Origin of the sequence: Actinosynnema pretiosum (assembly GCF_002354875.1) — a bacterium.
Taxonomy (GTDB): domain Bacteria; phylum Actinomycetota; class Actinomycetes; order Mycobacteriales; family Pseudonocardiaceae; genus Actinosynnema; species Actinosynnema auranticum.
Window position 1 is genome coordinate 6,451,214 of record NZ_CP023445.1, and the last position, 24,826, is coordinate 6,476,039.

The following is a 24,826-nucleotide window of genomic DNA, read 5'->3' on the forward strand; positions in this document are numbered from 1 at the left end:
GCGCGTGGAGCGCCCACGCGGCACGAGCGGCAGCAGCGTGAGCGCGGAGTGCGGGACACCGAAGGGCCCGGCCGCCGTGAGCAGGGGGTTCGCTCAGCGCGGAACGCGGGGCGCGCCGTCCGGCGGTCGGAGCGGGGTGCGGCCGGGCGGTCGGGACGGGTGTGGCCGGAGTGCGATCCGGCACCGGTGGCCGCCCCGGTGCGGCATGATGGCGGTGATCGAGGGGAGGCGTGACCGTGCCCGAAGACATCGGCGGTTCCGAGCGCATGGTGGCCGACTGGGAGACCGGTCTCAAGCAGAAGGCCCAGCGCTACGAGGCGATGGCCGCGCGGGTGCAGGGCATGTCCGTGACCGAGACCTCCCGCGACGGGCACGTGCGGCTCACCATCGGGTCCAACGGCATCCTCACCGACCTGCAGATCGCCGAGCCCGCCCGCGAGCGGCGCATGGCCGAGGTGTCGGCGGAGATCATGCGGACGTTGCAGAAGGCCCAGTCGCGCATCCCGGAACTGCTGCAGCAGGCCATGGCGGAGACGATCGGCACCCAGGACCAGACGGCGAACACGCTGTTCGAGGAAGCCAGGAAGACCTTCCCCGCGCCGCCCGCCGAGGAACTCCCGCAGCCGCAGGGCCACCGGGAGATGAGCTTCGGCATCGAGGACGAGCGGACCTCCCCGCCCCCGCCGCCGCGACACGCCCAGCAGCCGCCCGTTCCGCCGCAGCCGCCGCAGCGCAGGCCGAGGCGGGACACCGAGGAGGACGACGACTTCGGGGGTCAGAGCTTCCTCCGGTGAGCCACCGAACTCCACCCCGTCAGGTCAAGTCCGCCGTCGTCGGACAGATCGGGCGATAGGATCTGCCGACCGTTGCGCCGGGGGGATCTTGAAGGGGTGTTCGTCGCATGACCGAGCCAGTCACACCGCTGGACGAGCAGGAGCAGCAGCAGCTCGTCCGGCAGATCGGGCGCGCCATGCTGCCCGCGCTGCCTCCGGACTGGCAGCGGGTGCGCACCGAGTACCGCGCCGCGGGCCGCCACATCGAGGTGGACATGGCGTTCACCGGCCCGGACGGGCAGCAGCGCCCGGTGCGACCGCCGATCGACGTGGTGCAACTGTTCGGCAGGCTGCGCGCGGGCATGTACGAGCAGGACCGGGGCACCTGGCTGAGCGCGGTCTACGAGATCGAGGCGCCGAGCGCGTTCGCCGTGGACTTCGACGCCGCCGAGGAGCCCCGCTGGCGCAACGCGCCGCCGATGATCGGGTTCCAGGACGAGCTGCGGACGTTCCCGCGCGCCGACGAGCTGATCCCGGACTGGCTGCGCCAGCGCGCCGGTATGCCGCCCAGGCAGGTGGAGCAGGCCGCGCAGCCCGAGCAGGGGCAGGCGCCGCAGCAGGGTGGGCCGCAGCCGGGCGGGCCGCAGACGCCTCCGCAGGGGTTCGCGCAGCAGGGTCCGGCGACGCCGGGTCGGGGCATCCCCGGACAGCAGGGGCAGCCCGGTTTCGCGCCGGGGCAGCAGTTCGGCGGTCCCGGTCAGCCCGTTCCCCACCAGCAGGGTCCCGGCCCGCAGGGGCAGCAGTTCCCCGGTCAGCCCGGCGGGTTCGGGCAGCCCGGCGGTCAGCCGCAGGCGGACCTGCGCACGGCGCGCGTGTACGACGGCCGCGACCAGACCGGTCGCCCGGTGGTGCGCAGGCAGCCGGTGGACCCGCAGCTGCGCGAGCGGTTGTTGGCGTACCTGGAGTCGGCGCCCGTGGTGCTGTCCGCGCGTGACACGGACGTGGACGAGTTCGCGCCGTCCGACCGGGACGTTCCGCTGAACTTCCGCACCGACGGCACCTGGGTGTGGGCAGGCGCGGTGTCGCACTACCTGCGCAAGCATGGTGTCCCGCCGGAGCCCGCGCTGGTGTCGCACATCATCGGCCGGGGGTTCCAGCTGAGCGCGGTGGACGAGCGGACCCAGGACCGGGCCGTCGCGATGATCACCGGCCAGTGACCGCCGCCCGCTAGTCCCCGAACGGCGCTCTCGACGACGACAGCCGCCCACCGGTCTCCCCGGTGGGCGGCTGCTCCCGTTTCAGGCGCGCGGTTCCCGCGCGGGCGCTCAGCGGTCGGTGGCGGCCGGTGCGACGTCCGGTTCCAGCCTCGTGGCGGGAGCGGGCCTGCGGACCGCCAGGTACACCAGCGCCGCCACCGCGACCAGCACGTAGGAGTTGCCGACGAGCTGCTGCCACGCGTTCCAGCCGACCTCGACGCCCTTGTCGTGCGGCAGCAGCCACAGCGGGGCCCACACGAACAGGTCGGCGACCAGCACCAGCGCCACCCAGCCCGCGGCGGAGCGCTGCCCCGCCAGCAGGACCAGGGCGGGCACGACCCACACCCAGTGGTGCGTCCAGGACACCGGGGACGCCAGCAGCGCCGCGATCGACACAGCCAGCAGCGCGGACACGTCCTCGCGCGCGCGGCGCACCGCGACCCAGGCGAGGGCCGCGACGCCCAGCGACAGCAGCAGCCACGTCACGGACTCGGCGGCGCCGGTCAGGCCGAGGCGGTTGACCAGACCGCGCAGCGACTGGTTGCCCGCGTAGCCGAGCTCGCCGATGCGCGCGGGGTCGAGCAGGGTGTGGAACCAGTACTGCTTGGTGTCCTCGAACGCGACGACCGCGCCGACGAGTCCGAACCCGACGAACGACGCGACGGCGGTGAGGACCGGCTTCCACTTGCCGCGCGCCAGGAAGAACAGCACGAACACGGCGGGCGTCAGCTTGATCGCGGCGGCGAAGCCGATCAGCAGGCCCCTGGGCCAGCGGGTGCGCGGCAGCAGGCAGTCCAGCGCGACCAGGCCCATGATGACCAGGTTGATCTGGCCGAAGTCGAAGGTGGCCCACACCGGTTCCAGCACCAGCGCGCCGGTGGACACCACGACGCCGACGAGCAGCGCGCGGCGCGCGTCCCCGTACACGTGCCAGGCGGACAGGACGCACGCCACCAGCAGCAGCACCAGGCCGAGCGCCGTCCACACCAGAACCGCGGCGGGGAACGGGACCAGCGCGAAGAGGCTGAAGATCGCGGCGGCCAGCGGCGGGTAGGTGAAGGGGAACGGCGGACCGTCCAGGGGCTTGGGGAAGTCGTCGGCGTACAGCCGGAGGTCGCGCAGCCAGGCCTCTCCTCCCGTGCGGTAGACCCGCAGGTCGAGCAGGCCCTCGCTGGAGCGCTGGTGGACGACGACGAGCAGCGCGATGGCCGCCACCGCCCACACGCCCAGCAGCCGCTTGTCCGGTCGTTCCACCACTGCCACGGCACTCCCTCGACTGGTTTCCGCGAAGCATCGTAGTCAACGGGCGGATGAGGGACAGGTCACGACAGCAGGTAGCCCACCGCTACGGGATGTGCACCAAAAGTTGCTGTGCGTGCACGGTGAGTAGACGGGGGCGACCGTTCGAGCGACAGCAGCGCACAGAAGCGCACGCGCGGGATACTCTGTGCTCATGAGTCCAGCGCTGGAGACGGTCTTGGCGAAAGCCGGCCTTCACGTCACCCCCGACGCCTTCCTCGACCTCGTGGCGGACGCCGCGAAGCGGTTGGCGCCGCCCCACCCGGAGCCCGCGAGCTACCTGACTCCGGACGTGCGGGACGCGCTGGTGGACGTCGGCCTGGACCTGAGCCCGCACTCGCCGGACGACGACAAGCCGAGGGCGCGCAGCATCGTGGCGCACGCGGTGCTGCGCGACTCGGCGATCACCGTGGCCGACGCGGCGACCCAGCTGGGCGTGGACACCAGCCGCATCCGGCACCGGCTGGGGCTGGGCAGGCTGGTCGGCTGGAAGGACCGGGGCAGCTGGCGGCTGCCCGCCTGGCAGTTCGCGGGCAACGGGGTGCTCCCCGGGTTGGAGGCGGTGCTCGCGTCGGTGCCGGAGGACCAGCCCGCGCTGGTGATCGCCGGGTTCATGACCACCGAGCAGGAAGACCTCCCGGTCGAGGGCAGGCCGGCCTCCCCGCGCGACTGGCTGCTGGCGGGCGGGGACCCGTTCAAGGTGACCTCCCTGGCCGCCCAGCTCGGAACCCCTGTCTGAGCTGGGCGGATTCGGCCGGAGCGGTCGGCCCCGGCCGTGCGGGGCGGCGCGGAACAACGCGAGGCAGCGCGAGGCAGCGCGAGGCAGCGCGAGGCAGCGCGAGGCAGCGTTGAGCGGACCTGGCCGCCCCGACCGACCCCGGCAGCGCTTAGGCGGGACCCGGCCGCGCTGCCCGAACCCGGCCGCAAGGCGCGGGTGGGAAGCACGGCGGGTGATCACCGACACGCCGGTGTTCCGAACACTCGGCAGCCCGAACCCCGGAACCCCAGTCATGCGGGCACTCGCTCGCCCACTTGCCGATCACCTGGCAGCCTGGCGGGCGGAAGTGCCGACCAGCTGAACCCCCGACCGACCGCTCGCCCCACTACCGACCGCCCAGTTCACCACTGACCGCTCAACTCGCCACCCACTGCTCAACTCATCACCAACCGCTCAGGGCACCACCAATGCCTGCGCCGACCACCCACTCCCCTCGACCCCGGCTAACCCACTCCGCCCACCCCCGACTGGCCAGGCACCCGTGAACCGGGTCGTTCGAGCAGCCAGGTTCCCGAGGACCAAGACGCCCGAGGAGCAGGACGCCCGAGCGGCGGCCGGATCGCGCAGCCGGTTGAGCGGCCGACCGCCGAAACGCCCTGTCGGCCGAACAGCCAGCCGCACGATCACCCTGTTGCCCGAACACCCGACCGACCGATCACGCGGACGACCGATCGCCCGATGGCGCACCCCCTGGGAACCTGGTCCCGAGGAGCCGGCCACCGGTGGTCGGCGCGGTCAGCGGGGGTGCGCAGGCGGTTCGGCGGCGGGGGTTCGGCGGGGTTCGCCCGGCGGGCCGAGCGGCGTTGGGCCGATCACCCGGACACCCGATCGCCCGGCCGACCGACGACCTGGCAGCCTGGTCGCCCTGGAACCCGACCACGACCACCCACCACCGACCGGCACGGTCCCCCGTCCCCCGAACACCTGGACCCGAATGTCTCGGCTTCCCCAGCCGCCCGCCCCCGCCGTGCTGCAGGCCAACCTGCGGCGCACCGAGGACGTCGTGGCGGTGCACCAGGCCACCCGGCTGGTGCGGATCTTCACCGCGAAGGGCTTGCACCCCCAGCGGTGGAACAGCTTCCGCTACACCGGACCGCTGCCGCACGCCCGCTTCGACACCCAGCCGCCGGGACCCGGCGGTGAGCTGACGCACGACCAGGACCAGGGCGTGCTGTACTTCGGGCTCACCGTCCGGACCTGCGTCGCCGAGGTGTTCCAGGCGACGTCGGTGGTGGACCGGCGCACCCGCAGCCCGTTCCTGGTGGTGCTGCGCCCCAAGCGGACCCTGCGGCTGCTCGACCTGACCGGCCTGTGGCCGACCAGGGTCGGGGCCTCGCAGGAGATCAGCTCCGGGCCCAAGGTGATCACCCAGGCTTGGGCGCGCACCATCCGCGCGGCGTACCCCGAGCTGGACGGCCTCTGGTACCGCTCGTCCATGGACGGCGGCAACGAGGCCGTGTGCCTGTGGGACCCGCCGGGCGGCTCGGGACTGCCCGCCTCGCCGGACGTGCTGCTGCCCCTGGAGCACCCCGGTCTCGACCTGCCGCTCGCCAGGGTGTGCGAGGAGTTGAACTACACCCTGCTGAACTGAACCCGGCGGAACCGAACCAGGACCACGACAGCACCGGTCGACCCCGGCGCCGCCCTCGACCTGGGCGGCGCCAACCCCGTTGGTCATGAAACTACCGGGCCGGAACGTGCCGGGGCACGCCCTCGCCGGCTACCCGATAGCGTGAAAATCCAGGTCGGAGACCCCCGTCACCGCCGCACCCCGTTCCCCCGCGCGGTCGGTGACGGGCGCCTGCCCCCCGGCCTGCGCCGGGGCAGGAACCGCGCGTACCGGACCTCGGGCAGCAGCTGCTCCGCCAGCTCGTACCGCTCCGAGGCCCCGTCGTGCCGCCACCCGTGCGACTCGTAGAACTCCCGCGACGGCGCGCTGTCCTCGAACACCCACAGCACCGCGTACCGGAACCCCTGGTCCGCCAGGTGCGCCACGGCCGCCTCGTGCACCGCGTGCCCGGCCCCCGTCCCCAGGAACCCCGGATCGGCGTACATCGCGACCAGCTCGCCGGTCCGCAGGTCGGGGTGGGCGTCGCGCTCCTCGCGCACGGCGTCCACCGCGCAGTAGGCCCCGATCTTCCCGCTGGGCTCGACGGCGACGAACACCCGGCTCGGGTCGGGCAGGGCGAGCACCCTGACCCAGCCGGGGAGCCTGCTCTCCGGGAGCATCCGGTCGAGCACGGGGTCGGCGACGATCCCCCGGTAGGCACGCTGCCAGGACTCCACGTTGATCCTGGCGATCTCCGGCGCGTCGTCGGGCGACCCGGCCCGCACGGTCCACTGCATCCGCGCAGACTGCCCGACCGGTGGCGCGCGGCGCTAGGGATTCGGCGAAGCGCTGGGGCAGGCGGTGCAGACGTACCCCGCGTACCGCGTCTTCTTGGCCGTCACCCAGGTCCGCCGGAAGCGCTCGGGGTCCAACTGGTGGAACCGGGTGCTGACGACGTCCCGGAACAGCCCGTCCGAGACCACCAGCACGAGGTCCCCGTCCGCGGCGGCGAGGGCGCGCCGCACGACGGGGGCGTCGAGCAGCCTGCACGTGCGGATGGGCGTCTCCCCCACCAGCCCGTAGCGGCCACCGGCGAGCGGCCCGCAGTGCATGGCCAGCCGCACCCGCAGCGGGGTGCCCGCGGCGCGCAGGGCGGCCAGCCCGTCGCGCAGCCGCTCGGTGAACCGGGCGACGACCCAGGCGGTGTCGGTGTCGGCGGGCAGGACGGCCAGCTCGCCGTCGCCGCGCACCTGCCGGTACCAGTCGCCCCGGTCGAGCCCGGAGCGGCGGGCGGCGTGCTCCATGACCTCGTCGAGCAGCGACTGCGCCCGCCCCTGCTCGTACCCGGAGAGCTTGCTGTAGCCCTCGACGTCGACCGCGAGCACCAGCCGGTAGACGAGGCCGTCGAGCGAGAACGGCCGTTCGACCGCCACGTCCACGACGGTCACGGCTTCTCCCCCGCCCGGCCGTTCCCGGTGGCGTCCCGGCCGTCCGCGAGCCGGTCCAGCCCGGCCCGGTCGACCACGGTGACGGACCGGTAGCCCAGGCTGATCAGCCCGCGGTCGCGCAGCACGCGCAACTCCTTGCGGGTGGTGTCCTCCTCGGCGCCGATCAGGTCGGCGAGGTCCCCCTGGCTGAGCCCCAGGTCCAGCAGGACCCGGTTGCCCGGCCCCGCGAGGAAGGCGTCGGCCAGTTCGCCGAGCAGCCGGGCCAGCCGCACCAGCGTCGGGTACCCGGCGAAGTCGAGCCTGCGCCGGTCCGCCCACTTCAACGTCTGGATGATCATCCGGGTGAGGGCGAAGTGCGCGTCCGGGTTCGCCCGCAGGTACCCCCGGAACGCGGTGGCGCTGATCACCCTGCCGCGCCCCTGGACGCAGGAGGTGACCGTGGCGGACCGGCGCGAGCCGTCCATCGCCGCGATCTCGCCGACCAGGTCGCCGCCGACCTTGAGGCTGAACAGCGTCTCCCGCCCGTTCTCCTGGAGCCCGGTGGCCTTCACCAGCCCCTGGCGCAGCAGCACCACGTGCTCGGTCGCGTCGCCCTCGCGCATCAGCACCTCGCGGCGCTTGAACGATCGCTCGATCCCCAGTTCGAGCAGCTCGGCCCGTGCGCGGGGCGGCAGCATGCTCATGAAAGTCCCCGCGGGCCAGTCCCCTGGGCGGGGCATCGGGTTCGCCACGGTCCACCTCCTCCGACTGCACGCACAGTCTGGTGCCGGAAGCGGCCGGGGAATTAGGGATTTCCCCGGAATGCCGCCCAACGCACCGGGAGGTGGGGGTCGAACGGCCCGACGCCGAACGTGGGACGGGGCCGGTCCCGCGCGTGACCGGAAGGGTCGCACGCCGGACCGGCCCCGTGACCGGTGTTCTGCGGTCTGGCCGCTCAGCCCAGGTGGCGGGACCACCAGTCGAGGGCAGCCGCGAAGCGCTGCTGGCGGTGGCGGGGCTTGCCCGAGCGGGTGAGCTCGTGGCCCTCGCCGGGGAACAGCAGCATCTCGGCGGGCGCGCCGTTGCGGCGCAGCGCGACGTACATGCGCTGGGCCTGCTCGACCGGGCAGCGCCAGTCGTGCTCGGAGTGCACCACCATGAACGGGATGCTGATCTTGTCCGCGTACGTCAGCGGGCTCATCCGCAGCTGGGCCTCGGGGTCCGGGCCGCAGTAGGCGTCGGCGAAGTACCAGCCGATGTCGGACGCGCCGGTGAACGAGTCCCAGGCGTTGACGGCGCGCTCGCTCCAGGCCGCGCGGAAGCGCTCGCCGTGGTGGGCGGACAGCCACGAGGTCATGAAGCCGCCGTAGGAGCCGCCCATGACGCCGACGCGCCCGGCGTCCAGGTCGGGGCGGGCCAGCGCGGTGTCGAGGGTGGCCAGGACGTCGTCGACGTCGACGGTGCCGAACGCGCCGATGACGGCCCTGCCGTGCGCCTGGCCGTACCCGGCCGAGCCGCGCGGGTTGGGCAGCACGACCGCGTAGCCCGCGGCGGCGTGCACCCTGGCCTCGTCGAAGAAGCCCCAGCCGTAGTACATGAACGGGCCGCCGTGCACGGACAGCACCACCGGGTGCGGGCCCTCGCCCTCGGGCAGCACGACCCAGCCGTGCACCGGGTAGCCGTCGGGGGCGGAGCCGGTGAGCTCCTCGACGCGCGCCTTGGGCAGGTCGGGGGCGAAGTCGGCGAGCAACCCGCCGCCGACGCGCACGACGCGGGCCGGGCTCTCGGTGTCGGAGATCGCGGCCACGACCACGTCGCCGTCCGCCGCGAACGCCTTGACCTCGGCCTTCTCGCCCGCGAGCAGCTCGGTGCCCGCGAGGTCGACCCGGTCGGCGTCGAGCGGGACGCGGCGCAGCTCGACGGCGCCCCGGTTGCGGACCGCGACGAGCACGCCGTCGCCGGTCACGACGGGCGCGCCCGCGGCCTTCTCGCAGTCGACGGTCTCGACGTCGGTGAGCCTGCGCAGCTCGTCGCCGCGCGCCAGCCACAGGCCGAGGTTGCGGGCGACGCCGCTGTCCTCGGGGTTGTCCAGGCCGTAGAACAGGACGCCGCCGTCGGCCAGCGGCACCGGGTCGCCAGCCGCGCCGGGGGCGCGCACGAGCAGCTCGGGGGCCGCGCCGCCCTCGGCGGGCACGCTGTAGAGGTCGTCCCGGTGGGTCTCGGCGGCGCCGAGGTCGCGGGGCGCGGAGAACACCAGACGGGCGCCGTCGGCGGTCCACGCGGGGGCGCCGAGGTCGTGGGAGCCGTCGGTCAGCTCGACCGGGTCGGCCCCGGCGACCAGCGCGTCCACCACGAACAGGCGGGGGCGGCGGTCGCCGGTGAAGCCGAGGTCGTCGACGCGGTAGTCGAGCCGGGTGATGTGGCGCGGGGCCTCGGCGTCGGGGCCGGGCGCGACGCCGTCGGCCTCGGAGCCGTAGCGGCCGGGCTCGGGCACGCGCGCGGTGTACGCGAGGCGGGTGGAGTCGGGCGACCAGACGGGGGCGCCAGCGCCGAGCGGGGCGTCGGTGACGCGGCGGGCGTCACCGCCGTCGGCGGCCATGACGTGCACCTGCGGCGGCTTGCCCGACTCGGCGACGCGCAGGAACGCGACCCAGCGCCCGTCCGGGGAGATCCGGGGGGCCGAGTCGCGTTCCGCCCACGTCCACTGCCGCGCCCCGCTCCCGTCGAGCGGGAGCCGGTGCAGGGAACCTCGGTAGGTGTTGGTCTCCGCGTCGGGGCGGGCCGTGTTCACCAGGACGAGGTCACCTCGCACCGAGAGGGAGCCTGGCAGGTCGAGCAGTCGCAAGTCATCGGGGCGCACGGATCAGGACGCTACCCCAATGTTCTTAGCAAAGCTCACGACACTTGTTGACACTCACAGAGCGCTACCCCTCGACCTGCTGCTTGACCGCCTCGGGGTGCCGCTTCACCTTGATCAGGCTCGCCACCGTCGTGATGACCAGCACGCCGACGATCACCGACAGCGACAGCCCGATGCCGATCGTCGGCACGCCGAACGGCTCGCCGCCGTTGAGGAACGGCAGCGAGTTGGTGTGCAGCGCCTCCAGGATCAGCTTCACGCCGATGAAGCCGAGGATCACCGACAGGCCGATCGACAGGTAGACGAGCTTGGCGAGCAGGCCGCCGAGCAGGAAGTACAGCTGGCGCAGGCCCATCAGCGCGAACGCGTTCGCGGTGAAGACCAGGAACGGCTCCTTGGTCAGGCCGAAGATCGCCGGGATCGAGTCGAGCGCGAACAGCAGGTCGGTGGAGCCGATGGCGATCATCACGATGAACATCGGCGTGACGTACCGCTTGCCGTCGATCCGGGTGAACGACTTGGAGCCGTGGTACTCGTCGGTGACCGGCAGGAACCTGCGCACCATGCGCAGCCCGGCGTTCTCCTTGAACTCCTCGTCCTCGTCCTCGCCGCGCGCCAGCTTGTAGCCGGTGTAGATCAGGAACGCGCCGAACAGGTAGAACACGGCGGAGAACCGCTCGATGAGCGCGGCGCCCGCCGCGATGAAGCCGCCCCGGAGCACGAGCGCCATCAGGATGCCGATCAGCAGCACCTTGTGCTGGTGGATCGCGGGCACCTTGAAGGTGGTCATGATGATCAGGAAGATGAAGAGGTTGTCGACGCTGAGCGAGTACTCGGTGATGTACCCGGCGAAGAACTCGCCCGCCGGGGTGCCGCCCTCGAAGTACCAGATGCCCGCGCCGAACAGCACCGCCATCGCCACGTAGAAGACGACCCAGCGGCCCGCCTCGGCGATGGAGACCTCGTGGGGGTGGCGGTCGACCACGAACAGGTCGATCGCGAGCAGGATCAGCAGACCCGCGATCGTGGCCAGCCACAACCACACGGGAACAGTCATGAGACACCCTCCGGCACATAGCGCGCACGCCAATGACCGGAGGTCTCCTCCGTCTGCGAAGAACCGCGTCGCAGACCAGCGGCACCGGGAGCCCGACGCTGGACTCCGTGCTGACGACACCGCCGTTTTAGGGAGTACTCCCCTCCACAATGCGGTAATCATCCACCACGGGCGCGCGAAAAAGCCAGCCGGGGTGAGGTGCGGCACCCAACGGCCGTTTTACGACCCAGCGCGGCCTTTGCGCCGCTATGTCCGGATTGCTCGTTTCGTACCGTATCAGAATCGGCCGTCCGGCGCACCCCCGACGATCTCCCGGAGCTGAGAACCGCAGGCCAGGTCCGTCGCGTGCTCTCAGGTGAACGCCCTTAAGGTCGAAGGGGTGGCCATCCCTTCCCGCCTTCGCGGCAGGTGGTCGCTCCCCGCGCTGGTCGTGCTCGTCGCCTTGATCGGTGGCGTTGTCGTCTGGACGCGCGGGGGCGACGACCCGCCGCAGGTGCACACCCGTGACGCGGTGATCGACGTCCCGGAGGCCCCCGGCAGCGACCGGGCCCTCCAGATCGACACCACCCTCTACCTGCCCGAGAAGACCCCGGCTCCGGCGATCCTGCTCCCGCACGGATTCGGCGGCAGCAAGAACAGCGTGGCCACCGAGGCGACCGAGCTGGCCCAGCGCGGCTTCGTCGTGCTGACCTACTCGGCCCGCGGCTTCGGCCGCAGCACCGGGCAGATCTCGCTCAACTCGGTCGACCACGAGGTCAACGACGCCAAGCGCCTGCTCGACTGGCTCGCGACCCGCCAGGAGGTCATGACCGACGCCCCCGGCGACCCGAGGGTCGGCGTCACCGGCGGCTCCTACGGCGGCGCGCTCGCGCTGTCCCTCGCGGGCGTCGACCCGCGCGTGGACGCCATCGCGCCCACCATCACGTTCAACGACCTCGCCTCCGCCCTGCTGCCGAACCACGGCGCCACCGGCGAGGCGGTCGACACCCGCACGCCCACGCCCGGCCCGTCCGGCGACGCGGGCGTGTTCAAGCGCTCGTGGTCCGGCCTGTTCTTCTCCGCCGGCCTCGGTGGCGGGAACATGTCCGGCCCCACTCAGGAGGCCCCCGAGGCCGGTCAGGACGACGACGACCAGCAGGTCGGCGCCGCCGCGACCGCCGCCCCCGAGGGCTCGGCGACCGAGGGCGCCGCGACCGGGCAGCCCGGCCAGGGCCAGCAGCCCGGCCAGGGCAGGGGCGCGGCCCCGCTCAACGGCACCTGCGGCCGGTTCGCCGAGGACGTGTGCGCGGCGTACAACGAGATCGCCACGACCGGCACCGCGAGCCAGGCGTCCCTGGACGTGCTGCGCCGGGGCTCGCCCTCCGAGCTGACCGGCCGGATCACCCAGCCGACCATGATCGTGCAGGGCGAGCAGGACACCCTGTTCGGCCTCGACCAGGCCGACGCCAACGCCAGGCAGATCGCCGCGACCGGCGCCAAGGTCAAGGTCGTCTGGTACGCGGGCGGCCACGACGGCGGCTCCCCCGGCCCCGAGCTGCGCGGCCAGATCGCCGACTGGATGGACTTCCACCTCAACGGCGCGGGCACCGACCCCGGCACCACGTTCCAGTACGCGGTGCAGGGCGCGTTCCGCAGCAGCGGCTCGGTCGCGCTGCGCGACGTCGTCGCCCCGGCCTACCCCGGTCTCGGCGGCCAGGCCGCGGTGAACCGGCAGGACGTGGCGCTGACCGGCCGCGAGCAGGCCGTGATCAACCCGGCGGGCGGCAACCCGGCGTCGGTGAGCAGCCTGCCCGGTCTGGGCGCGGCGGTCAGCCGGTCCAGCTCGCTCTCCAGCAGGCTCACGATCGACATGCCCGGTCAGACGGCCGTGTTCACCAGCGAGGCGCTGACCTCGCAGCTGCTGGTGACCGGCGCGTCCACGGTGCGGCTGAGGATCGCCGCCGTGCCCGGCGAGGCGGTGCCCGAGGGCGGCGCGGTGCTGTTCGCGAAGCTGTACGACGCCGACGCGAACGGCGGCAAGGTGCTGCCCGGCTCGGCCGTGGCCCCGTTCCGGGTGCCCGAGCTGCCCGCCGACGGCACGCCCGTCGAGGTGTCGGTGTCGCTGCCGGGCGTGGTGCGCCCGGTGGAGAGCGGGCACCGGCTGCAGCTGGCCGTGTCGACCACCGACCAGTCGTTCGCCAACGCGCAGGAGCCCGCCGTCTACCGGATCGCGCTCGCCGACGGCGACACCGGGAACGTGCAGGTCCCGGTGGTGACCGGCTCGAACAGGGTCAGCGAGGTGCCCGCCGACGCGCTGTGGGGCATCGCGGGCGTGCTCGCGCTGTCCGCCATCGCGGCCGTCGTCGCGTGGTTCCGGCGCAGGCTGGCCACCGACCTCGACCCGGAGCTGGCCGAGGTCCCGCTGGTCATCAAGGGCCTGAAGAAGTCCTACCCCGGTGGCCTGACCGCCGTGAACGACCTGTCGTTCCGGGTGGAGCACGGCCAGGTGCTGGGCCTGCTCGGCCCCAACGGCGCGGGCAAGACCACGTCGCTGCGGATGCTGATGGGCCTGATCCAGCCGACCGAGGGCGAGATCAGGGTGTTCGGGCACAGGATCACGCCCGGCGCCCCGGTGCTCTCCCGCATCGGCTCGTTCGTGGAGGGCTCCGGCTTCCTGCCGCACCTGTCCGGCAAGGCCAACCTGGAGCTGTACTGGTCGGCGACCGGCAGGCCGCTGGAGCAGGCGCACTTCGACGAGGCGCTGGAGATCGCGGGCCTGGGCAAGGCGGTGCACCGCAAGGTGCGCACCTACAGCCAGGGCATGAGGCAGCGGCTCGCGATCGCCCAGGCGATGCTCGGGCTGCCGGACCTGCTGGTGCTGGACGAACCCGCCAACGGGCTCGACCCGCCCCAGATCCACGCCATGCGCGACGTGCTGCGGCGGTACGCGGCGGCCGGTCGCACGGTGCTGGTGTCCAGCCACCTGCTCGCCGAGGTCGAGCAGACGTGCAGCCACGTGGTGGTCATGCACAAGGGCGCCCTGGTCGCGGCGGGTCCGGTCGAGGAGATCGCGACCGGCAGCGGCGAGGCCACCTTCCGGGTCGACCGGCCCGAGGAGGCGGCGGAGGTCCTGCGGTCCCTCGACGGGGTGCTGGAGGTCCAGGTCGACGGCGAGCAGGTGCACGCGGCGCTGAACGGCACCCCGCGCGCCGAGGCGCTGCAGGCGCTGGTGGCGGCCGGGGTCTCGGTCGACCAGGCCGGGCCGCGCAGGCGGCTCGAGGACGCGTTCCTGGAGTTGGTGGGCGAATGAGCGACGACAAGGCGAGCCCGACCACGTCGGGCGTGGACCCGCGGGACAACGGGGTGCACACCGACCCGCACGGGGCGAGCGACCTGGCCGAGGCGGTCAGGGCCGAGCGGCCGGGCGTCGAGGCGGACGGGTCGCGGACCGGGTACCGGGCCTCGCGGACGCTGCCGATCCGGGTCGAGCTGGTCAGGCAGCTGCTGCGGCGGCGGACCCAGCTGGTGCTCGGGTTCCTGGTGCTGCTGCCGGTGATCCTGGTGGTGGCGTTCGAGCTGGGCGAGGACGCGCCGAACCGCCGGTCCGGCGGGTTCGTCGACCTGGCCACGGCGAGCGGGGTGAACTTCGTCGTCCTGACGCTGTTCGTGTGCTCCAGCTTCCTGCTGCCGATGATCGTGGCCCTGTTCTTCGGGGACACGATCGCCAGCGAGGCGTCCTGGTCCAGCCTGAAGTACCTGCTGGCCGCGCCGATCCCCCGGCACCGGCTGCTGCGGCGCAAGGCCGCGGCCTCCGGCATCCTGTCGGTGCTGTCGCTGCTGGTGCTCCCCGGCACCGCGCTGCTGGTCGGCGTGATCTGGTACGGGGCGGGCGAGCTGGTCAGCCCCACCGGCGAGGCCGCGCCGTTCGCGGACGGCGTGCTCGGCGTGTTCCTGGCGGTCTGCTACATCTCGGTGCAGCTGTTCTGGGTCGCCGGGCTGGCGCTGTACCTGTCGGTGTCCACGGACGCGCCGCTGGGCGCGGTCGGCGGGGCGGTGCTGGCGTCGATCCTGTCGCAGATCCTGGACCAGATCACGGCGCTGGAGGACCTGCGGAACTACCTGCCCACGCACTACGCGCTGGCGTGGATGGACCTGCTGTCCACCGACATCGACTGGTCGCAGATGGCCAAGGGGGTGTTCTCCGCGCTGGCCTACGGGGCGCTGTTCTCGTTCCTGGCGGCGCGGAAGTTCAGCACCAAGGACATCACCAGCTGATCGCGTGACGCGCGGGGGCCCGTCGGGATTCGTCCCGGCGGGCCCCTCGTCGTTCGCGGGTCGGGCTACTTCAGGCCCGCCGCGTCCATGCCGCGCAGCTCCTTCTTCAGGTCCGCGATCTCGTCGCGCAACCTGCCCGCCAGCTCGAACTGGAGCTCGCGGGCCGCGTTCATCATCTGGTCGGTGAGCTGCTGGACCAGGTCGGCCAGCTCCGCCCGCGCCATCGAGCCGACGTCGCGGCCCGCCAGCACGCCCGACGAGCCCGCCTTGCCCGGCTCGCCCGCCGCCCGCTTGCCGCGCGTGGCGTTGCGGCCGGAGCCGCCGGGGGCCACGTCGTCCTCGGCCTCGGCGTAGACCTGCTCCAGGATGTCGGTGATCTTCTTGCGGAGCGGCTGCGGGTCGATGCCCCGCTCCTCGTTGTAGGCGACCTGCTTCGCGCGCCTGCGGTTGGTCTCCTCGATCGCGTTGCGCATCGAGTCGGTCACCCGGTCGGCGTACATGTGGACCTCGCCCGAGACGTTGCGGGCCGCGCGGCCGATCGTCTGGATGAGGCTGGTCGTGGAGCGCAGGAAGCCCTCCTTGTCCGCGTCCAGGATCGCCACCAGGGACACCTCGGGCAGGTCGAGGCCCTCGCGGAGCAGGTTGATGCCCACCAGCACGTCGTAGTCGCCGAGCCTGAGCTGCCTGAGCAGCTCGACGCGGCGCAGGGTGTCGATGTCCGAGTGCAGGTAGCGGACCCGGATGCCCAGTTCGAGCAGGTAGTCGGTGAGGTCCTCGGCCATCTTCTTGGTCAGGGTGGTGACCAGCACCCGCTCATCGCGCTCGGCGCGCGCCCTGATCTCGTGCACCAGGTCGTCGATCTGGCCCTCGGTGGGCTTGACCACCACCTGCGGGTCCACCAGGCCGGTGGGGCGGATGACCTGCTCCACGAACTCGCCGCCCGCCTGGCCGAGCTCGTAGTTGCCGGGCGTGGCCGACAGGTAGATCGTCTGGCCGACCCGGTCCGCGAACTCCTCCCAGGTCAGGGGGCGGTTGTCCAGCGCGCTGGGCAGGCGGAAGCCGTGGTCGACCAGGTTGCGCTTGCGGGAGGCGTCGCCCTCGTACATGGCGCCGATCTGCGGCACGGTCACGTGCGACTCGTCGATGACCAGCAGGAAGTCGTCCGGGAAGTAGTCGATCAGGGTCGCGGGGGCGCTGCCCGCGTCGCGGCCGTCGATGTGCCGCGAGTAGTTCTCGATGCCGGAGCAGAAGCCGACCTGGCGCATCATCTCGATGTCATAGGTGGTGCGCATCCGCAGCCGCTGGGCCTCCAGGAGCTTGCCCTGCCGCTCCAGGTCGGCCAGGCGGTGCTCCAGCTCCGCCTCGATGCCCTTGATCGCCAGCTCCATGCGCTCCGGACCGGCCGCGTAGTGGGTGGCGGGGAAGATCCGCAGCTCCTGGACCTCCTTGACCACGTCGCCGGTCAGCGGGTGCAGGTAGTACAGGCGGTCCACCTCGTCGCCGAAGAACTCGACCCGGATGGCCAGCTCCTCGTACGAGGGGATGATCTCGACCGTGTCGCCCCTGACCCGGAACGTGCCCCGGTTGAACGCGATGTCGTTGCGGGCGTACTGCACGTCGACCAGCGCGCGCAGCAGCACGTCGCGGTCGACCTCGCCGCCCACCCGCAGCGGGATGGAGCGGTCCAGGTAGGCCTGGGGGGTGCCGAGGCCGTAGATGCACGACACCGAGGCGACCACGATGACGTCGCGCCTGGTCAGTAGGCTCATCGTGGCGGAGTGGCGGAGCCGCTCGACGTCCTCGTTGACCGAGGAGTCCTTCTCGATGTAGGTGTCGCTCTGCGGGATGTACGCCTCGGGCTGGTAGTAGTCGTAGTAGCTGACGAAGTACTCGACCGCGTTCTCCGGGAACAGGTCCCGCAGCTCGTTGGCCAGCTGCGCGGCCAGGGTCTTGTTGGGCGCCATCACCAGCGTGGGCCGCTGCACCTTCTCCACCAGCCACGCCGTGGTCGCCGACTTGCCGGTGCCGGTCGCGCCCAGCAGCACCACGTCCCGCTCGCCAGCGCGCAGCCTGCGCTCCAGCTCCGCGATGGCCGCGGGCTGGTCACCGGAGGGCGTGAACTCGCTGACCACGCGGAACTCGCCCGCCGAGCGGGGGATGTCGCTGACGGGGCGGTGCGCCGAGTGCGCCTTGACCGGGGTTTCCGGGGCCTGGGTGTCCGAGGGGGTGGTAGCCACGAGCCAAAGGTACGCCGGGGGACCGACAGTTCCCGGTCCCCCGGCGCGCGCGTCCGGGTCGTTCGGCTGGGTCAGCCGCCCGCGTCAGTCGCCGCAGGAGCAGCAGTCGCAGCAGTCGCAACCGCCCTTCTTGCAGTCCCCCGTGCACCGGCAGCACTCCAAGCACTCGCCGCCGTCGCACCCGTCCGAGCACCCGCTGCGCGGCTTGCCGCTCCACGGGCCGGGCAGGGGGTCGCGGCAGCAGGTCTGGCAGGTGGCGCACTGGTAGAACGCGGCCAGGCAGCCCAGGAGCAGGCCCCGGCTGGTGGGCGGCTCGGTCAGCCTCGGCCACGCCCACAGGAAGCTGCCGGGCTCCGGGGACACCCCGCCGCCGCCCTCGCCGCCGCCACCGCCGGGCGGCTCGTCGGGCGGGTCGGTCGGCGGCCGGTCGCCGGGGCCGTCGTGACCGGGGCCGTCGTGACCGGGCGGCGCGGGCGCGTGCGCGACGGGGGCGTGCTCGCCGTAGCCGGGCAGGCCGGGGCGCGGGTGCTCATGACCTCCGTGGCCCCCGTGCGCGTGCTCGTCGCCGAACGCCCGCCCCACCGCGCGCCGCAGCTCGTGCACCAGCAGGGCGTGCACCAGCGCGCCGTCGGTCAGCTCGACCTCGCGCAGCGCCAGCTCCACGCCGAGCACCGCGTCGTCGCACAGCCGCCGCGCCTCGGCGGGGCTGACGCCGGTGGCGAGCAGCGGGTTCCACGCGCCGGCCGCGCGGTCGCGGGCGACGTCCTCCACGGCGTCCACCAGGTGCGCGACCCGCCCGAACAGCCTGCCGACCTCGCGCAGCGGCTCGGCGTTGCCCGGCCGCCCGGCCAGCAGCGCGGTCTGCGCGAGCGCGGCCCCTGCCGCCTCCTCGGTCGGCGCGGTCACCAGCAGCACCGAGGAGCCGAGCCCCGCGGCGGCCTCCACCTCCTGCTGCCGCAGCACGGCCGACACCAGCACGGAGGTGTCGAACCCCAGGTCGGCGCCGGTCTCGGCGGCCTGGGCCGCCCAGCGCCGGGCCACCGCGCGCCCGACGCCGCGCCCGCCCGCGCGCCCGAGCGGGCCGTCGCCGTCGACGACGTGGTCGGCGACCTTGGCGGAGGCGAGCACGAGGGAGACCGAGGCGGCCAGCCGGGCGGAGGGGCCGGTGGCGACGCGGGCGGACCGCATCCCGCGCAGCGCGCACGGCCCCGCGTCCCGGTGGGAGCCGCCGGACTGGGCCTCCACGAGCGCGGAGACGACGAGGCCGTCGTAGTTGGTGACGAGCCGGGCGAGGTGCCCGTGGTCGTCGCGGAGCGCCAGGCAGAGGCCGCACAGGTGGGCCACCCAGGCGTCGCCGAGGTGCTGACCGAGCCGGTGGCGGCACGGTCGGAGGATGCCGAACATAAGCCGGGAGCGTAAGCCGCGCGAGCGGGCACTGAGAGTAAAACGCTCACCTGAACGGGTGACAATTACGGACTACCGAACCGCACTTGTGCATAGTCTTCGAATTGTGACTCTGAGCGCGGCAGGCCAGACCACCGGAACCCACGTCCACCCGCCGAAGATCGAGTACTTCGACCTGGACGCGAAGTCCAACACCGACCCGAAGGGCTACCTGCGCGGGGTCGAGGAGTACCGCCTGGCGCCCTCCGGGCTGTACATGTCCCGCCCGGTGCCCGGCCACCCGGAGCTCACGCACTTCGAGTCCTGGCTGCTGCCCCGGCACGGCCTGCGCGTCACCCGCCAGTCCTGGCACCCCGGCCGCGAGCGCGACTACGACTTCTACGTCGACGTCGTCGAGATCACCTCCAGCGGCTCGGTCTGGAAGACCGTCGACCTCTACCTCGACCTGCTCGTGCGCACCGGCCGCGACGTGGTCGTGCTGGACACCGACGAGCTGCTGGCCGCCGTCGCGCGCGGCCACCTGGAGGCCGAGCGGGCCCGGTGGGCGCTGGAGACGACCTACACGGCGGTCGCGGGAGCGGCGGCGCACGGCAACGACCTGATCCGCTGGTTGGCCGAGCAGGGCACCGTCACGACCTGGCGACGCCACTAGGGGTCGGGTGATACCGAGAGTCGTCGACGACCCGCAACAGCGCCCGATTCCCCGTCACCCGTCCGTGATCATCCGCGCGACATAACGTGATGTAACGAATCGGTTCGCACGGTTACCGGGTGCATACCCACGACTACCCTCGGGTCGGTGGGAACGGTCATCACTCCTCAGCTCGTCGACGTGGTCGACACCGTCAGCGCAGTCCGGAACTACTCCTCGGGTGCCTCCCGCAGGCTGACGACGTGCCAGGTGGAGGACTGGGGCCTGCGACTGGAGTGCCCCACTCCGGAGGACCCCTTCACCGACTCCGAGGTCACCTGGCTCATGCCCGACCTGGGGCTCCGCCTCACCAGGCGACGCCCCCGCTCTCCGCACACCGACTCCTCCAGCGTGCTCACCGCCGTCCGCGTGGTCCGCGACGGCCGCACCTGGCGCACCACCGACCTGCTGCTGGGCCTCGAGGTCCCCGGCGGGACGACGGCGCGGATCGTCCGCTCGGAGGACTTCGCCGCGGCGATCTCCGGCGGCGTGATCAGCCCGGCGGACGCCGACCTCGCGCTGCGCACCGTGCACCGCACCCTGGAGCAGGTCAGCCAGCACCGCCACGACCTGGCGGACTGGCTGGTGAACCGGGGCATCTACGACCGCTGGTCGCCCGCAGCCCGGTAGAACGCGGCGATCCGCGAGACCGCTTCCTCCATCCACGGCTCCTTGGCCTGAGCGTAGGCCAGGGAGCCGTGGTGGTTTTCGTGCTCGGGCACCAGGCCGAGCTTGACCCGCGCGTACTCCTCGCGCGCGGCGGCGTCCGCGCGCAGCCAGTCCCGGAACCGCAGGGCCCACACCCAGTTCGGCGCGCCCGTCACCCGGACGTGCAGGTTCACCCGACGTCCGGGGTCGGCCGAGGAGTGCACGCGCTTGTCCCACAGCTCCGGGTCGCGCTCGGCACCGCGCGGGGCGTCGGTCAGGCCGGGGACGTTCGGGAAGCCCGCGTTCAGCAGCGCGTCCGCGAGCCCGTCCGCCTCGGCCATGCTGGACACGCCCAGCTGGAAGTCCAGGACGTCCTTGGCGACCAGGCCGGGCACGGCGGTGGACCCGATGTGCTCCAGCGGCCGGTCCCCCACGGCGGTGCGCAGCCTGGCGGCGATCCGCGCGGCCTGCGCGGGCCAGGTCGGGTCGGGGTCCACCACCTTCGGCGGGCCGGACGCGTGCCTGCGCAGCCGCAGGTTCGCCGCGTAGGGCACCAGCCGGTCCGCCCACAGCGCGTCCACCTCGGCGAGCACCTGGTCCGGGCTGCCGGTGTTGTCCAGCCACACGTCCGCCACGGCCCGCCGGGCGTCGTCACCGGCCTGGGCGGCCACGCGGGCGCGGGCGTCGGACTCGGGCATGTCCCGCGACCCGACCAGCCGCGCCACCCGCTGCTCCACGTCCGCGTGCGTGATCACCACGAGGTGGTAGGCGGGCGCGAGGCCGTTCTCCACCAGCAGCGGCACGTCGTGCACGACGATCGAGTCCTCGGGCGCGGACGCGATCAGCTCGGCGGTCAGCGCGGCGACCTTGGGGTGCACGATGGCGTTGAGCCGGGCCCGCGCGGTGTCGTCGGCGAACACCTGACCGGCCAGCGCGGCCCGGTCCAGGCGCCCGGCCGGGGTCAGCACGCTCGCACCGAACGCCTCGGCGATCTCGCGCAGGCCGTCCGTGCCCGGCTCCACGACCCGCCTGGCCAGCTGGTCGGCGTCGATGACCACCGCCCCGTGCTCGGCCAGCCGTCCCGCGACCGTCGACTTGCCCGACCCGATCCCGCCCGAGAGCCCCACGCGCAACATGGGTCCGATCTTGCCCGATCAGGGCGCGGCGGACACCCGCTCAGCCCTCCTCGGGCGTCATGGAGCGGGCGGCCAGCGCGGTCAGCACCGCCTTGACCTGGTCCTCGGGGACGGCGTCCTTCTTGGCGCGGGCCACGAACGTGGACTTGCCGAGGGAGCCGACGACCAGGTTCTCGTCCTTCGCCAGGACCAGCGCCGCCTTCTGCTTGCCGACCTCGACCTCGCTCACCGAGGCGCCGTCGCCCCGGTAGGCGTCCAGGCTCTCGGTGACGCGGGTGGTCGCGGCGGCGTCGTCGGCGTAGGTGGACAGGCCGATGACGATCGGCGCGGTCGCGATGCCCCTGTTCTCGCCGACGCCGTAGTAGCAGTCGAGCTTGGCGGTGCGGCCCACCCCCGGCTCGGGGATGCCGATGATCTGCACGGTCGAGCCGCCGAGGTCGCGGCCGATCCGCTCGTTGAGGACGTCGGCGGGCACGACCAGCTCGCAGTCGTCGGGCAGCGGGCGGTCGACCATCACCGGGACGCGGGTCGTGGTCGTCGGGACGGTGATCGTCGGGATCGCCGGGTCCACGATGGGCTTCTCCACGACGCGGGCGCACGACGCGCACCCCAGGACAGCAGCTACCGCCAACCCCACGACCACCACGCGCGCACCCGCCACAGCAGGGAACCTAGCGCAAGACGGTTGCGGCGCAGCCCCGAGCGGCACGGGCTGTGAGCACCTCTACCAGCGGGCCGCGACCGACGCCCGGAAAGCGCAGGCCGGGTGGCGTGGAACGGCTGCGGGGCGGTGGTCGCGCCACTGCGGAACGTGACACTTTCGAGAACGGCGCGAGTCCGCGCCGAGTCCTGGCGGAGCCGTCCGGGAACGGCGGAGGCCCCGCACCACCGAGGTGGTGCGGGGCCTCCGCTACGGCCTAGCTAGGAAGACGCGCTGACGCGTCGTCTCACATGCCGCCCGACAGCTTCTCGCGGAGCGCCGCGAGCTGCTCGTCGCTGGCCAGCGTGCCGCCGGCCTGAGCCGGAGCGCCACCCGACGACGCGGCCGGGGCGTCGCCACCGGACGAGTAGTTGGTCTCGCCCGCGGCCTCTTCCTCGGCAGCGGCGGCCTTGGCGACCTGCTTCATGTGGGCCTCGTAGCGCGTGTGGGCCTCGGCGTACTGCCGCTCCCACTCCTCGCGCTGCTTGTCGAAGCCTTCCTGCCACTCCTGGGTCTCCGGGTCGAAGCCCTCGGGGTAGATGTAGTTCCCCTGGTCGTCGTACTCGGCGGCCATGCCGTACTGGGTCGGGTCGAACTCGGAGTCGACCGTGAAGCCCTCGTTGGCCTGCTTGAGCGACAGCGAGATCCGGCGGCGGTCCAGGTCGATGTCGATGACCTTGACCATGACGTCGTCGCCGACCTGCACGACCTGCTCCGGGATCTCCACGTGGCGCTCGGCCAGCTCGGAGATGTGGACCAGGCCCTCGATGCCCTCGTCCACGCGGACGAACGCGCCGAACGGAACCAGCTTGGTGACCTTGCCCGGCACGATCTGGCCGATCGCGTGGGTGCGGGCGAACTGGCGCCACGGGTCTTCCTGGGTCGCCTTCAGCGACAGGGAGACGCGCTCGCGCTCCATGTCGACGTCCAGGACCTCGACCGTGACCTCCTGGCCGACCTCGACGACCTCGGAGGGGTGGTCGATGTGCTTCCAGGAGAGCTCGGAGACGTGCACGAGGCCGTCCACGCCACCCAGGTCCACGAAGGCGCCGAAGTTGACGATGGAGGACACGACGCCCTTGCGGACCTGGCCCTTCTGCAGCTGGTTGAGGAACTCGCTGCGGACCTCGGACTGCGTCTGCTCCAGCCAGGCGCGGCGGGACAGGACCACGTTGTTGCGGTTCTTGTCCAGCTCGATGATCTTGGCTTCGAGCTCGCGGCCGACGTACGGCTGCAGGTCGCGGACGCGGCGCATCTCGACGAGCGAGGCCGGGAGGAAGCCCCGGAGGCCGATGTCCAGGATGAGGCCGCCCTTGACGACCTCGATGACGGTGCCCTTGACGGGCTCGTCCTTCTCCTTGAGGGCCTCGATGGTGCCCCAGGCGCGCTCGTACTGGGCGCGCTTCTTCGACAGGATCAGACGCCCCTCCTTGTCCTCCTTCTGGAGAACAAGGGCCTCAACCTCGTCGCCGACCTTGACGACCTCGTTGGGGTCCACGTCGTGCTTGATCGACAACTCGCGCGAGGGGATGACGCCCTCGGTCTTGTAGCCGATGTCGAGCAGGACCTCGTCCCGGTCGACCTTGACGATCGTGCCCTCGACGATATCGCCATCGTTGAAGTACTTGATGGTCTTGTCGATAGCGGCGAGGAAGTCCTCCTCCGTCCCGATATCGTTGATAGCGACCTGCTTCGGCGCGACGGCAGCCGGGACAGTGGTGGTGTCGGTGGACATTAGGTAGGTGGCTCCGGTACGGATTGGGGTTGTCTGACCTGCGGGTGGAACGCTGTCGCATCGGGCACGCCCGACCGCGGAGACCGACTCCCAGAGTGTTCACCGATCACGGGCAGCGCGAACCCACTACGCGCCGGTATCGTACGCGGCCCCGAGACCACCGGGCAAATGGTCCCCGAGAAGGAGCAGTGTGTCCGACCAGCACGTGAGCGCGGAGCGCGCGCTCGGCACCACCGGAGTGGCCCAGCGGTTCGCCGACGCGGAGGAGTCCCGCTCCGCCAATCGGCTCTGGTGGGACGCCGATGCGGACGACTACCACGCCCAGCACGGTGATTTCCTGGGGGCCGCGGACTTCGTCTGGTGTCCCGAGGGAGTGCGCGAATCCGAGGCCCGTTACCTCGGTCAGGTGACCGGCAAGCGGGTGCTGGAGATCGGTTGCGGGTCGGCCCCGTGCTCCCGCTGGCTGGCCGCGCAGGGCGCCGAGCCGGTCGGGCTGGACATCTCGGCGGGGATGCTGCGGCACGCGGTGGCGGCGGCCGGGCGGACCGGGATCGCCGTGCCGCTGGTGCAGGCGAGCGCGGACCAGCTGCCGTTCGCGGACGCGAGCTTCGACGCGGCCTGCTCGGCGTTCGGCGCGGTGCCGTTCGTGGCGGACGTGGCGTCGGTCTTCGACGAGGTGGCCCGCGTGCTGCGGCCGGGGGCGCCGTGGGTGTTCGCGGTGAACCACCCGATGAGGTGGATCTTCCCGGACGACCCCGGTCCGGCCGGGCTGACCGTGACGCACTCGTACTTCGACCGGACGCCGTACGTCGAGGTGGACGACGACGGGCGCGCCACGTACGTGGAGCACCACCGGACGCTGGGCGACTACGTGCGGGCGCTGGTGGCCTCGGGCTTCGAGCTGGTCGACGTGGTCGAGCCGGAGTGGCCCGCGGGGCACACCAGGACGTGGGGGCAGTGGAGCCCGCTGCGCGGCGGGCTGTTCCCGGGCACCGTGATCTTGCGGACGCGCAGGACGTAAC

Annotated in this window: 20 protein-coding genes; 9 read left to right on the plus strand and 11 right to left on the minus strand. The window is 72.7% G+C overall.

The genetic code is table 11. The features are described from left to right. Positions 1 to 236 precede the first annotated feature (236 nt). Together CNX65_RS27410 and CNX65_RS27415 are read left to right on the plus strand one after the other, a co-directional pair. Entirely contained in the window at positions 237 to 794 is a 558-nt protein-coding gene (locus CNX65_RS27410) for a YbaB/EbfC family nucleoid-associated protein (protein WP_096498028.1), read from the plus strand. A 107-nt stretch (positions 795 to 901) separates the two neighbouring features. Next, positions 902 to 1,990 carry a hypothetical protein gene (locus tag CNX65_RS27415; RefSeq protein WP_096496326.1) on the plus strand — a complete coding sequence of 363 codons (1,089 nt, stop codon included), beginning with the start codon at positions 902 to 904 and terminating at the stop codon, positions 1,988 to 1,990. Between the two features lie 108 nt (positions 1,991 to 2,098). Here CNX65_RS27415 and CNX65_RS27420 read toward each other — a convergent pair whose 3' ends face one another. Then, positions 2,099 to 3,292 carry a glycosyltransferase 87 family protein gene (locus tag CNX65_RS27420; protein WP_096496327.1) on the minus strand — a complete coding sequence of 398 codons (1,194 nt, stop codon included), beginning with the start codon at positions 3,290 to 3,292 and terminating at the stop codon, positions 2,099 to 2,101. 190 nt (positions 3,293 to 3,482) lie between these two features. On the opposite strand from CNX65_RS27420, the gene CNX65_RS27425 reads away from it, so the two are divergent. Together CNX65_RS27425 and CNX65_RS27430 are read left to right on the plus strand one after the other, a co-directional pair. Then, entirely contained in the window at positions 3,483 to 4,067 is a 585-nt protein-coding gene (locus CNX65_RS27425; protein WP_015804210.1) for a hypothetical protein, read from the plus strand. A gap of 973 nt (positions 4,068 to 5,040) precedes the next feature. Further along, positions 5,041 to 5,697, plus strand: a complete 657-nt coding sequence (locus CNX65_RS27430; protein ID WP_015804211.1) for an RES family NAD+ phosphorylase — start codon at positions 5,041 to 5,043, stop codon at positions 5,695 to 5,697. 167 nt (positions 5,698 to 5,864) lie between these two features. Here CNX65_RS27430 and CNX65_RS27435 read toward each other — a convergent pair whose 3' ends face one another. The 5 genes from CNX65_RS27435 to CNX65_RS27455 form a co-directional block, all read right to left on the minus strand. Beyond that, on the minus strand, positions 5,865 to 6,452 hold the full coding sequence (locus CNX65_RS27435) for a GNAT family N-acetyltransferase (protein WP_096496328.1): 588 nt from the start codon (positions 6,450 to 6,452) through the stop codon (positions 5,865 to 5,867). 33 nt (positions 6,453 to 6,485) lie between these two features. Continuing rightward, a complete protein-coding gene (locus CNX65_RS27440) occupies positions 6,486 to 7,103 on the minus strand; it encodes a nucleotidyl cyclase domain-containing protein (RefSeq protein WP_096496329.1) in 618 nt (205 codons plus the stop codon). Then, on the minus strand, positions 7,100 to 7,786 hold the full coding sequence (locus CNX65_RS27445) for a Crp/Fnr family transcriptional regulator (protein WP_096496330.1): 687 nt from the start codon (positions 7,784 to 7,786) through the stop codon (positions 7,100 to 7,102). The genes CNX65_RS27440 and CNX65_RS27445 overlap by 4 nt, the downstream gene beginning before the upstream one ends. Positions 7,787 to 8,037: 251 nt before the next feature. Then, positions 8,038 to 9,942: a S9 family peptidase gene (locus CNX65_RS27450; protein ID WP_096496331.1), complete on the minus strand. Its 1,905-nt coding sequence runs from the start codon at positions 9,940 to 9,942 to the stop codon at positions 8,038 to 8,040. A 64-nt stretch (positions 9,943 to 10,006) separates the two neighbouring features. Further along, positions 10,007 to 10,999, minus strand: a complete 993-nt coding sequence (locus CNX65_RS27455) for a TerC family protein (RefSeq protein WP_096496332.1) — start codon at positions 10,997 to 10,999, stop codon at positions 10,007 to 10,009. A 379-nt stretch (positions 11,000 to 11,378) separates the two neighbouring features. On the opposite strand from CNX65_RS27455, the gene CNX65_RS27460 reads away from it, so the two are divergent. After that, entirely contained in the window at positions 11,379 to 14,288 is a 2,910-nt protein-coding gene (locus tag CNX65_RS27460; protein ID WP_096496333.1) for an alpha/beta fold hydrolase, read from the plus strand. Beyond that, positions 14,285 to 15,253, plus strand: a complete 969-nt coding sequence (locus CNX65_RS27465) for an ABC transporter permease (RefSeq protein ID WP_096496334.1) — start codon at positions 14,285 to 14,287, stop codon at positions 15,251 to 15,253. Before CNX65_RS27460 ends, CNX65_RS27465 begins: the two co-directional genes overlap by 4 nt. A 65-nt stretch (positions 15,254 to 15,318) precedes the next feature. On the opposite strand, the gene uvrB is transcribed toward CNX65_RS27465, so the two are convergent. Continuing rightward, positions 15,319 to 17,490 carry an excinuclease ABC subunit UvrB gene (gene uvrB / locus CNX65_RS27470; RefSeq protein WP_096496335.1) on the minus strand — a complete coding sequence of 724 codons (2,172 nt, stop codon included), beginning with the start codon at positions 17,488 to 17,490 and terminating at the stop codon, positions 15,319 to 15,321. 84 nt (positions 17,491 to 17,574) lie between these two features. Continuing rightward, positions 17,575 to 18,894: a DUF5685 family protein gene (locus CNX65_RS27475; protein ID WP_096496336.1), complete on the minus strand. Its 1,320-nt coding sequence runs from the start codon at positions 18,892 to 18,894 to the stop codon at positions 17,575 to 17,577. 106 nt (positions 18,895 to 19,000) lie between these two features. On the opposite strand from CNX65_RS27475, the gene CNX65_RS27480 reads away from it, so the two are divergent. Continuing rightward, the gene (locus CNX65_RS27480) at positions 19,001 to 19,546 is read left to right on the plus strand and encodes a DUF402 domain-containing protein (RefSeq protein WP_096496337.1); all 546 of its coding nucleotides are present in this window, start codon (positions 19,001 to 19,003) and stop codon (positions 19,544 to 19,546) included. A 147-nt stretch (positions 19,547 to 19,693) separates the two neighbouring features. Beyond that, complete coding sequence (locus CNX65_RS27485; protein WP_096496338.1) at positions 19,694 to 20,215, plus strand: DUF402 domain-containing protein; 522 nt, start codon at positions 19,694 to 19,696, stop codon at positions 20,213 to 20,215. Here the strand turns inward: CNX65_RS27485 and coaE are convergent. The 3 genes from coaE to rpsA form a co-directional block, all read right to left on the minus strand. Further along, the gene (gene coaE, locus CNX65_RS27490; protein WP_096496339.1) at positions 20,185 to 21,369 is read right to left on the minus strand and encodes a dephospho-CoA kinase; all 1,185 of its coding nucleotides are present in this window, start codon (positions 21,367 to 21,369) and stop codon (positions 20,185 to 20,187) included. The genes CNX65_RS27485 and coaE overlap by 31 nt on opposite strands. Positions 21,370 to 21,409: 40 nt before the next feature. After that, positions 21,410 to 22,030, minus strand: a complete 621-nt coding sequence (locus tag CNX65_RS27495) for a hypothetical protein (RefSeq protein ID WP_096496340.1) — start codon at positions 22,028 to 22,030, stop codon at positions 21,410 to 21,412. 286 nt (positions 22,031 to 22,316) lie between these two features. After that, positions 22,317 to 23,804, minus strand: a complete 1,488-nt coding sequence (rpsA, locus tag CNX65_RS27500) for a 30S ribosomal protein S1 (protein WP_096496341.1) — start codon at positions 23,802 to 23,804, stop codon at positions 22,317 to 22,319. 190 nt (positions 23,805 to 23,994) lie between these two features. On the opposite strand from rpsA, the gene CNX65_RS27505 reads away from it, so the two are divergent. After that, entirely contained in the window at positions 23,995 to 24,825 is an 831-nt protein-coding gene (locus CNX65_RS27505; RefSeq protein ID WP_096496342.1) for a class I SAM-dependent methyltransferase, read from the plus strand. Position 24,826: the final 1 nt, after the last annotated feature.

What these genes read in the sequence shown, in the direction of transcription:
- CNX65_RS27445 (WP_096496330.1), bottom strand. Translation starts at nt 7,786, where the DNA reads ATGAGCATGCTGCCGCCCCGCGCACGGGCCGAGCTGCTCGAACTGGGG.
- CNX65_RS27425 (WP_015804210.1), top strand. Translation starts at nt 3,483, where the DNA reads ATGAGTCCAGCGCTGGAGACGGTCTTGGCGAAAGCCGGCCTTCACGTC.
- CNX65_RS27415 (WP_096496326.1), top strand. Translation starts at nt 902, where the DNA reads ATGACCGAGCCAGTCACACCGCTGGACGAGCAGGAGCAGCAGCAGCTC.
- CNX65_RS27465 (WP_096496334.1), top strand. Translation starts at nt 14,285, where the DNA reads ATGAGCGACGACAAGGCGAGCCCGACCACGTCGGGCGTGGACCCGCGG.
- CNX65_RS27435 (WP_096496328.1), bottom strand. Translation starts at nt 6,452, where the DNA reads ATGCAGTGGACCGTGCGGGCCGGGTCGCCCGACGACGCGCCGGAGATC.
- rpsA (WP_096496341.1), bottom strand. Translation starts at nt 23,804, where the DNA reads ATGTCCACCGACACCACCACTGTCCCGGCTGCCGTCGCGCCGAAGCAG.
- CNX65_RS27430 (WP_015804211.1), top strand. Translation starts at nt 5,041, where the DNA reads ATGTCTCGGCTTCCCCAGCCGCCCGCCCCCGCCGTGCTGCAGGCCAAC.
- CNX65_RS27455 (WP_096496332.1), bottom strand. Translation starts at nt 10,999, where the DNA reads ATGACTGTTCCCGTGTGGTTGTGGCTGGCCACGATCGCGGGTCTGCTG.
- coaE (WP_096496339.1), bottom strand. Translation starts at nt 21,369, where the DNA reads ATGTTGCGCGTGGGGCTCTCGGGCGGGATCGGGTCGGGCAAGTCGACG.
- CNX65_RS27475 (WP_096496336.1), bottom strand. Translation starts at nt 18,894, where the DNA reads ATGTTCGGCATCCTCCGACCGTGCCGCCACCGGCTCGGTCAGCACCTC.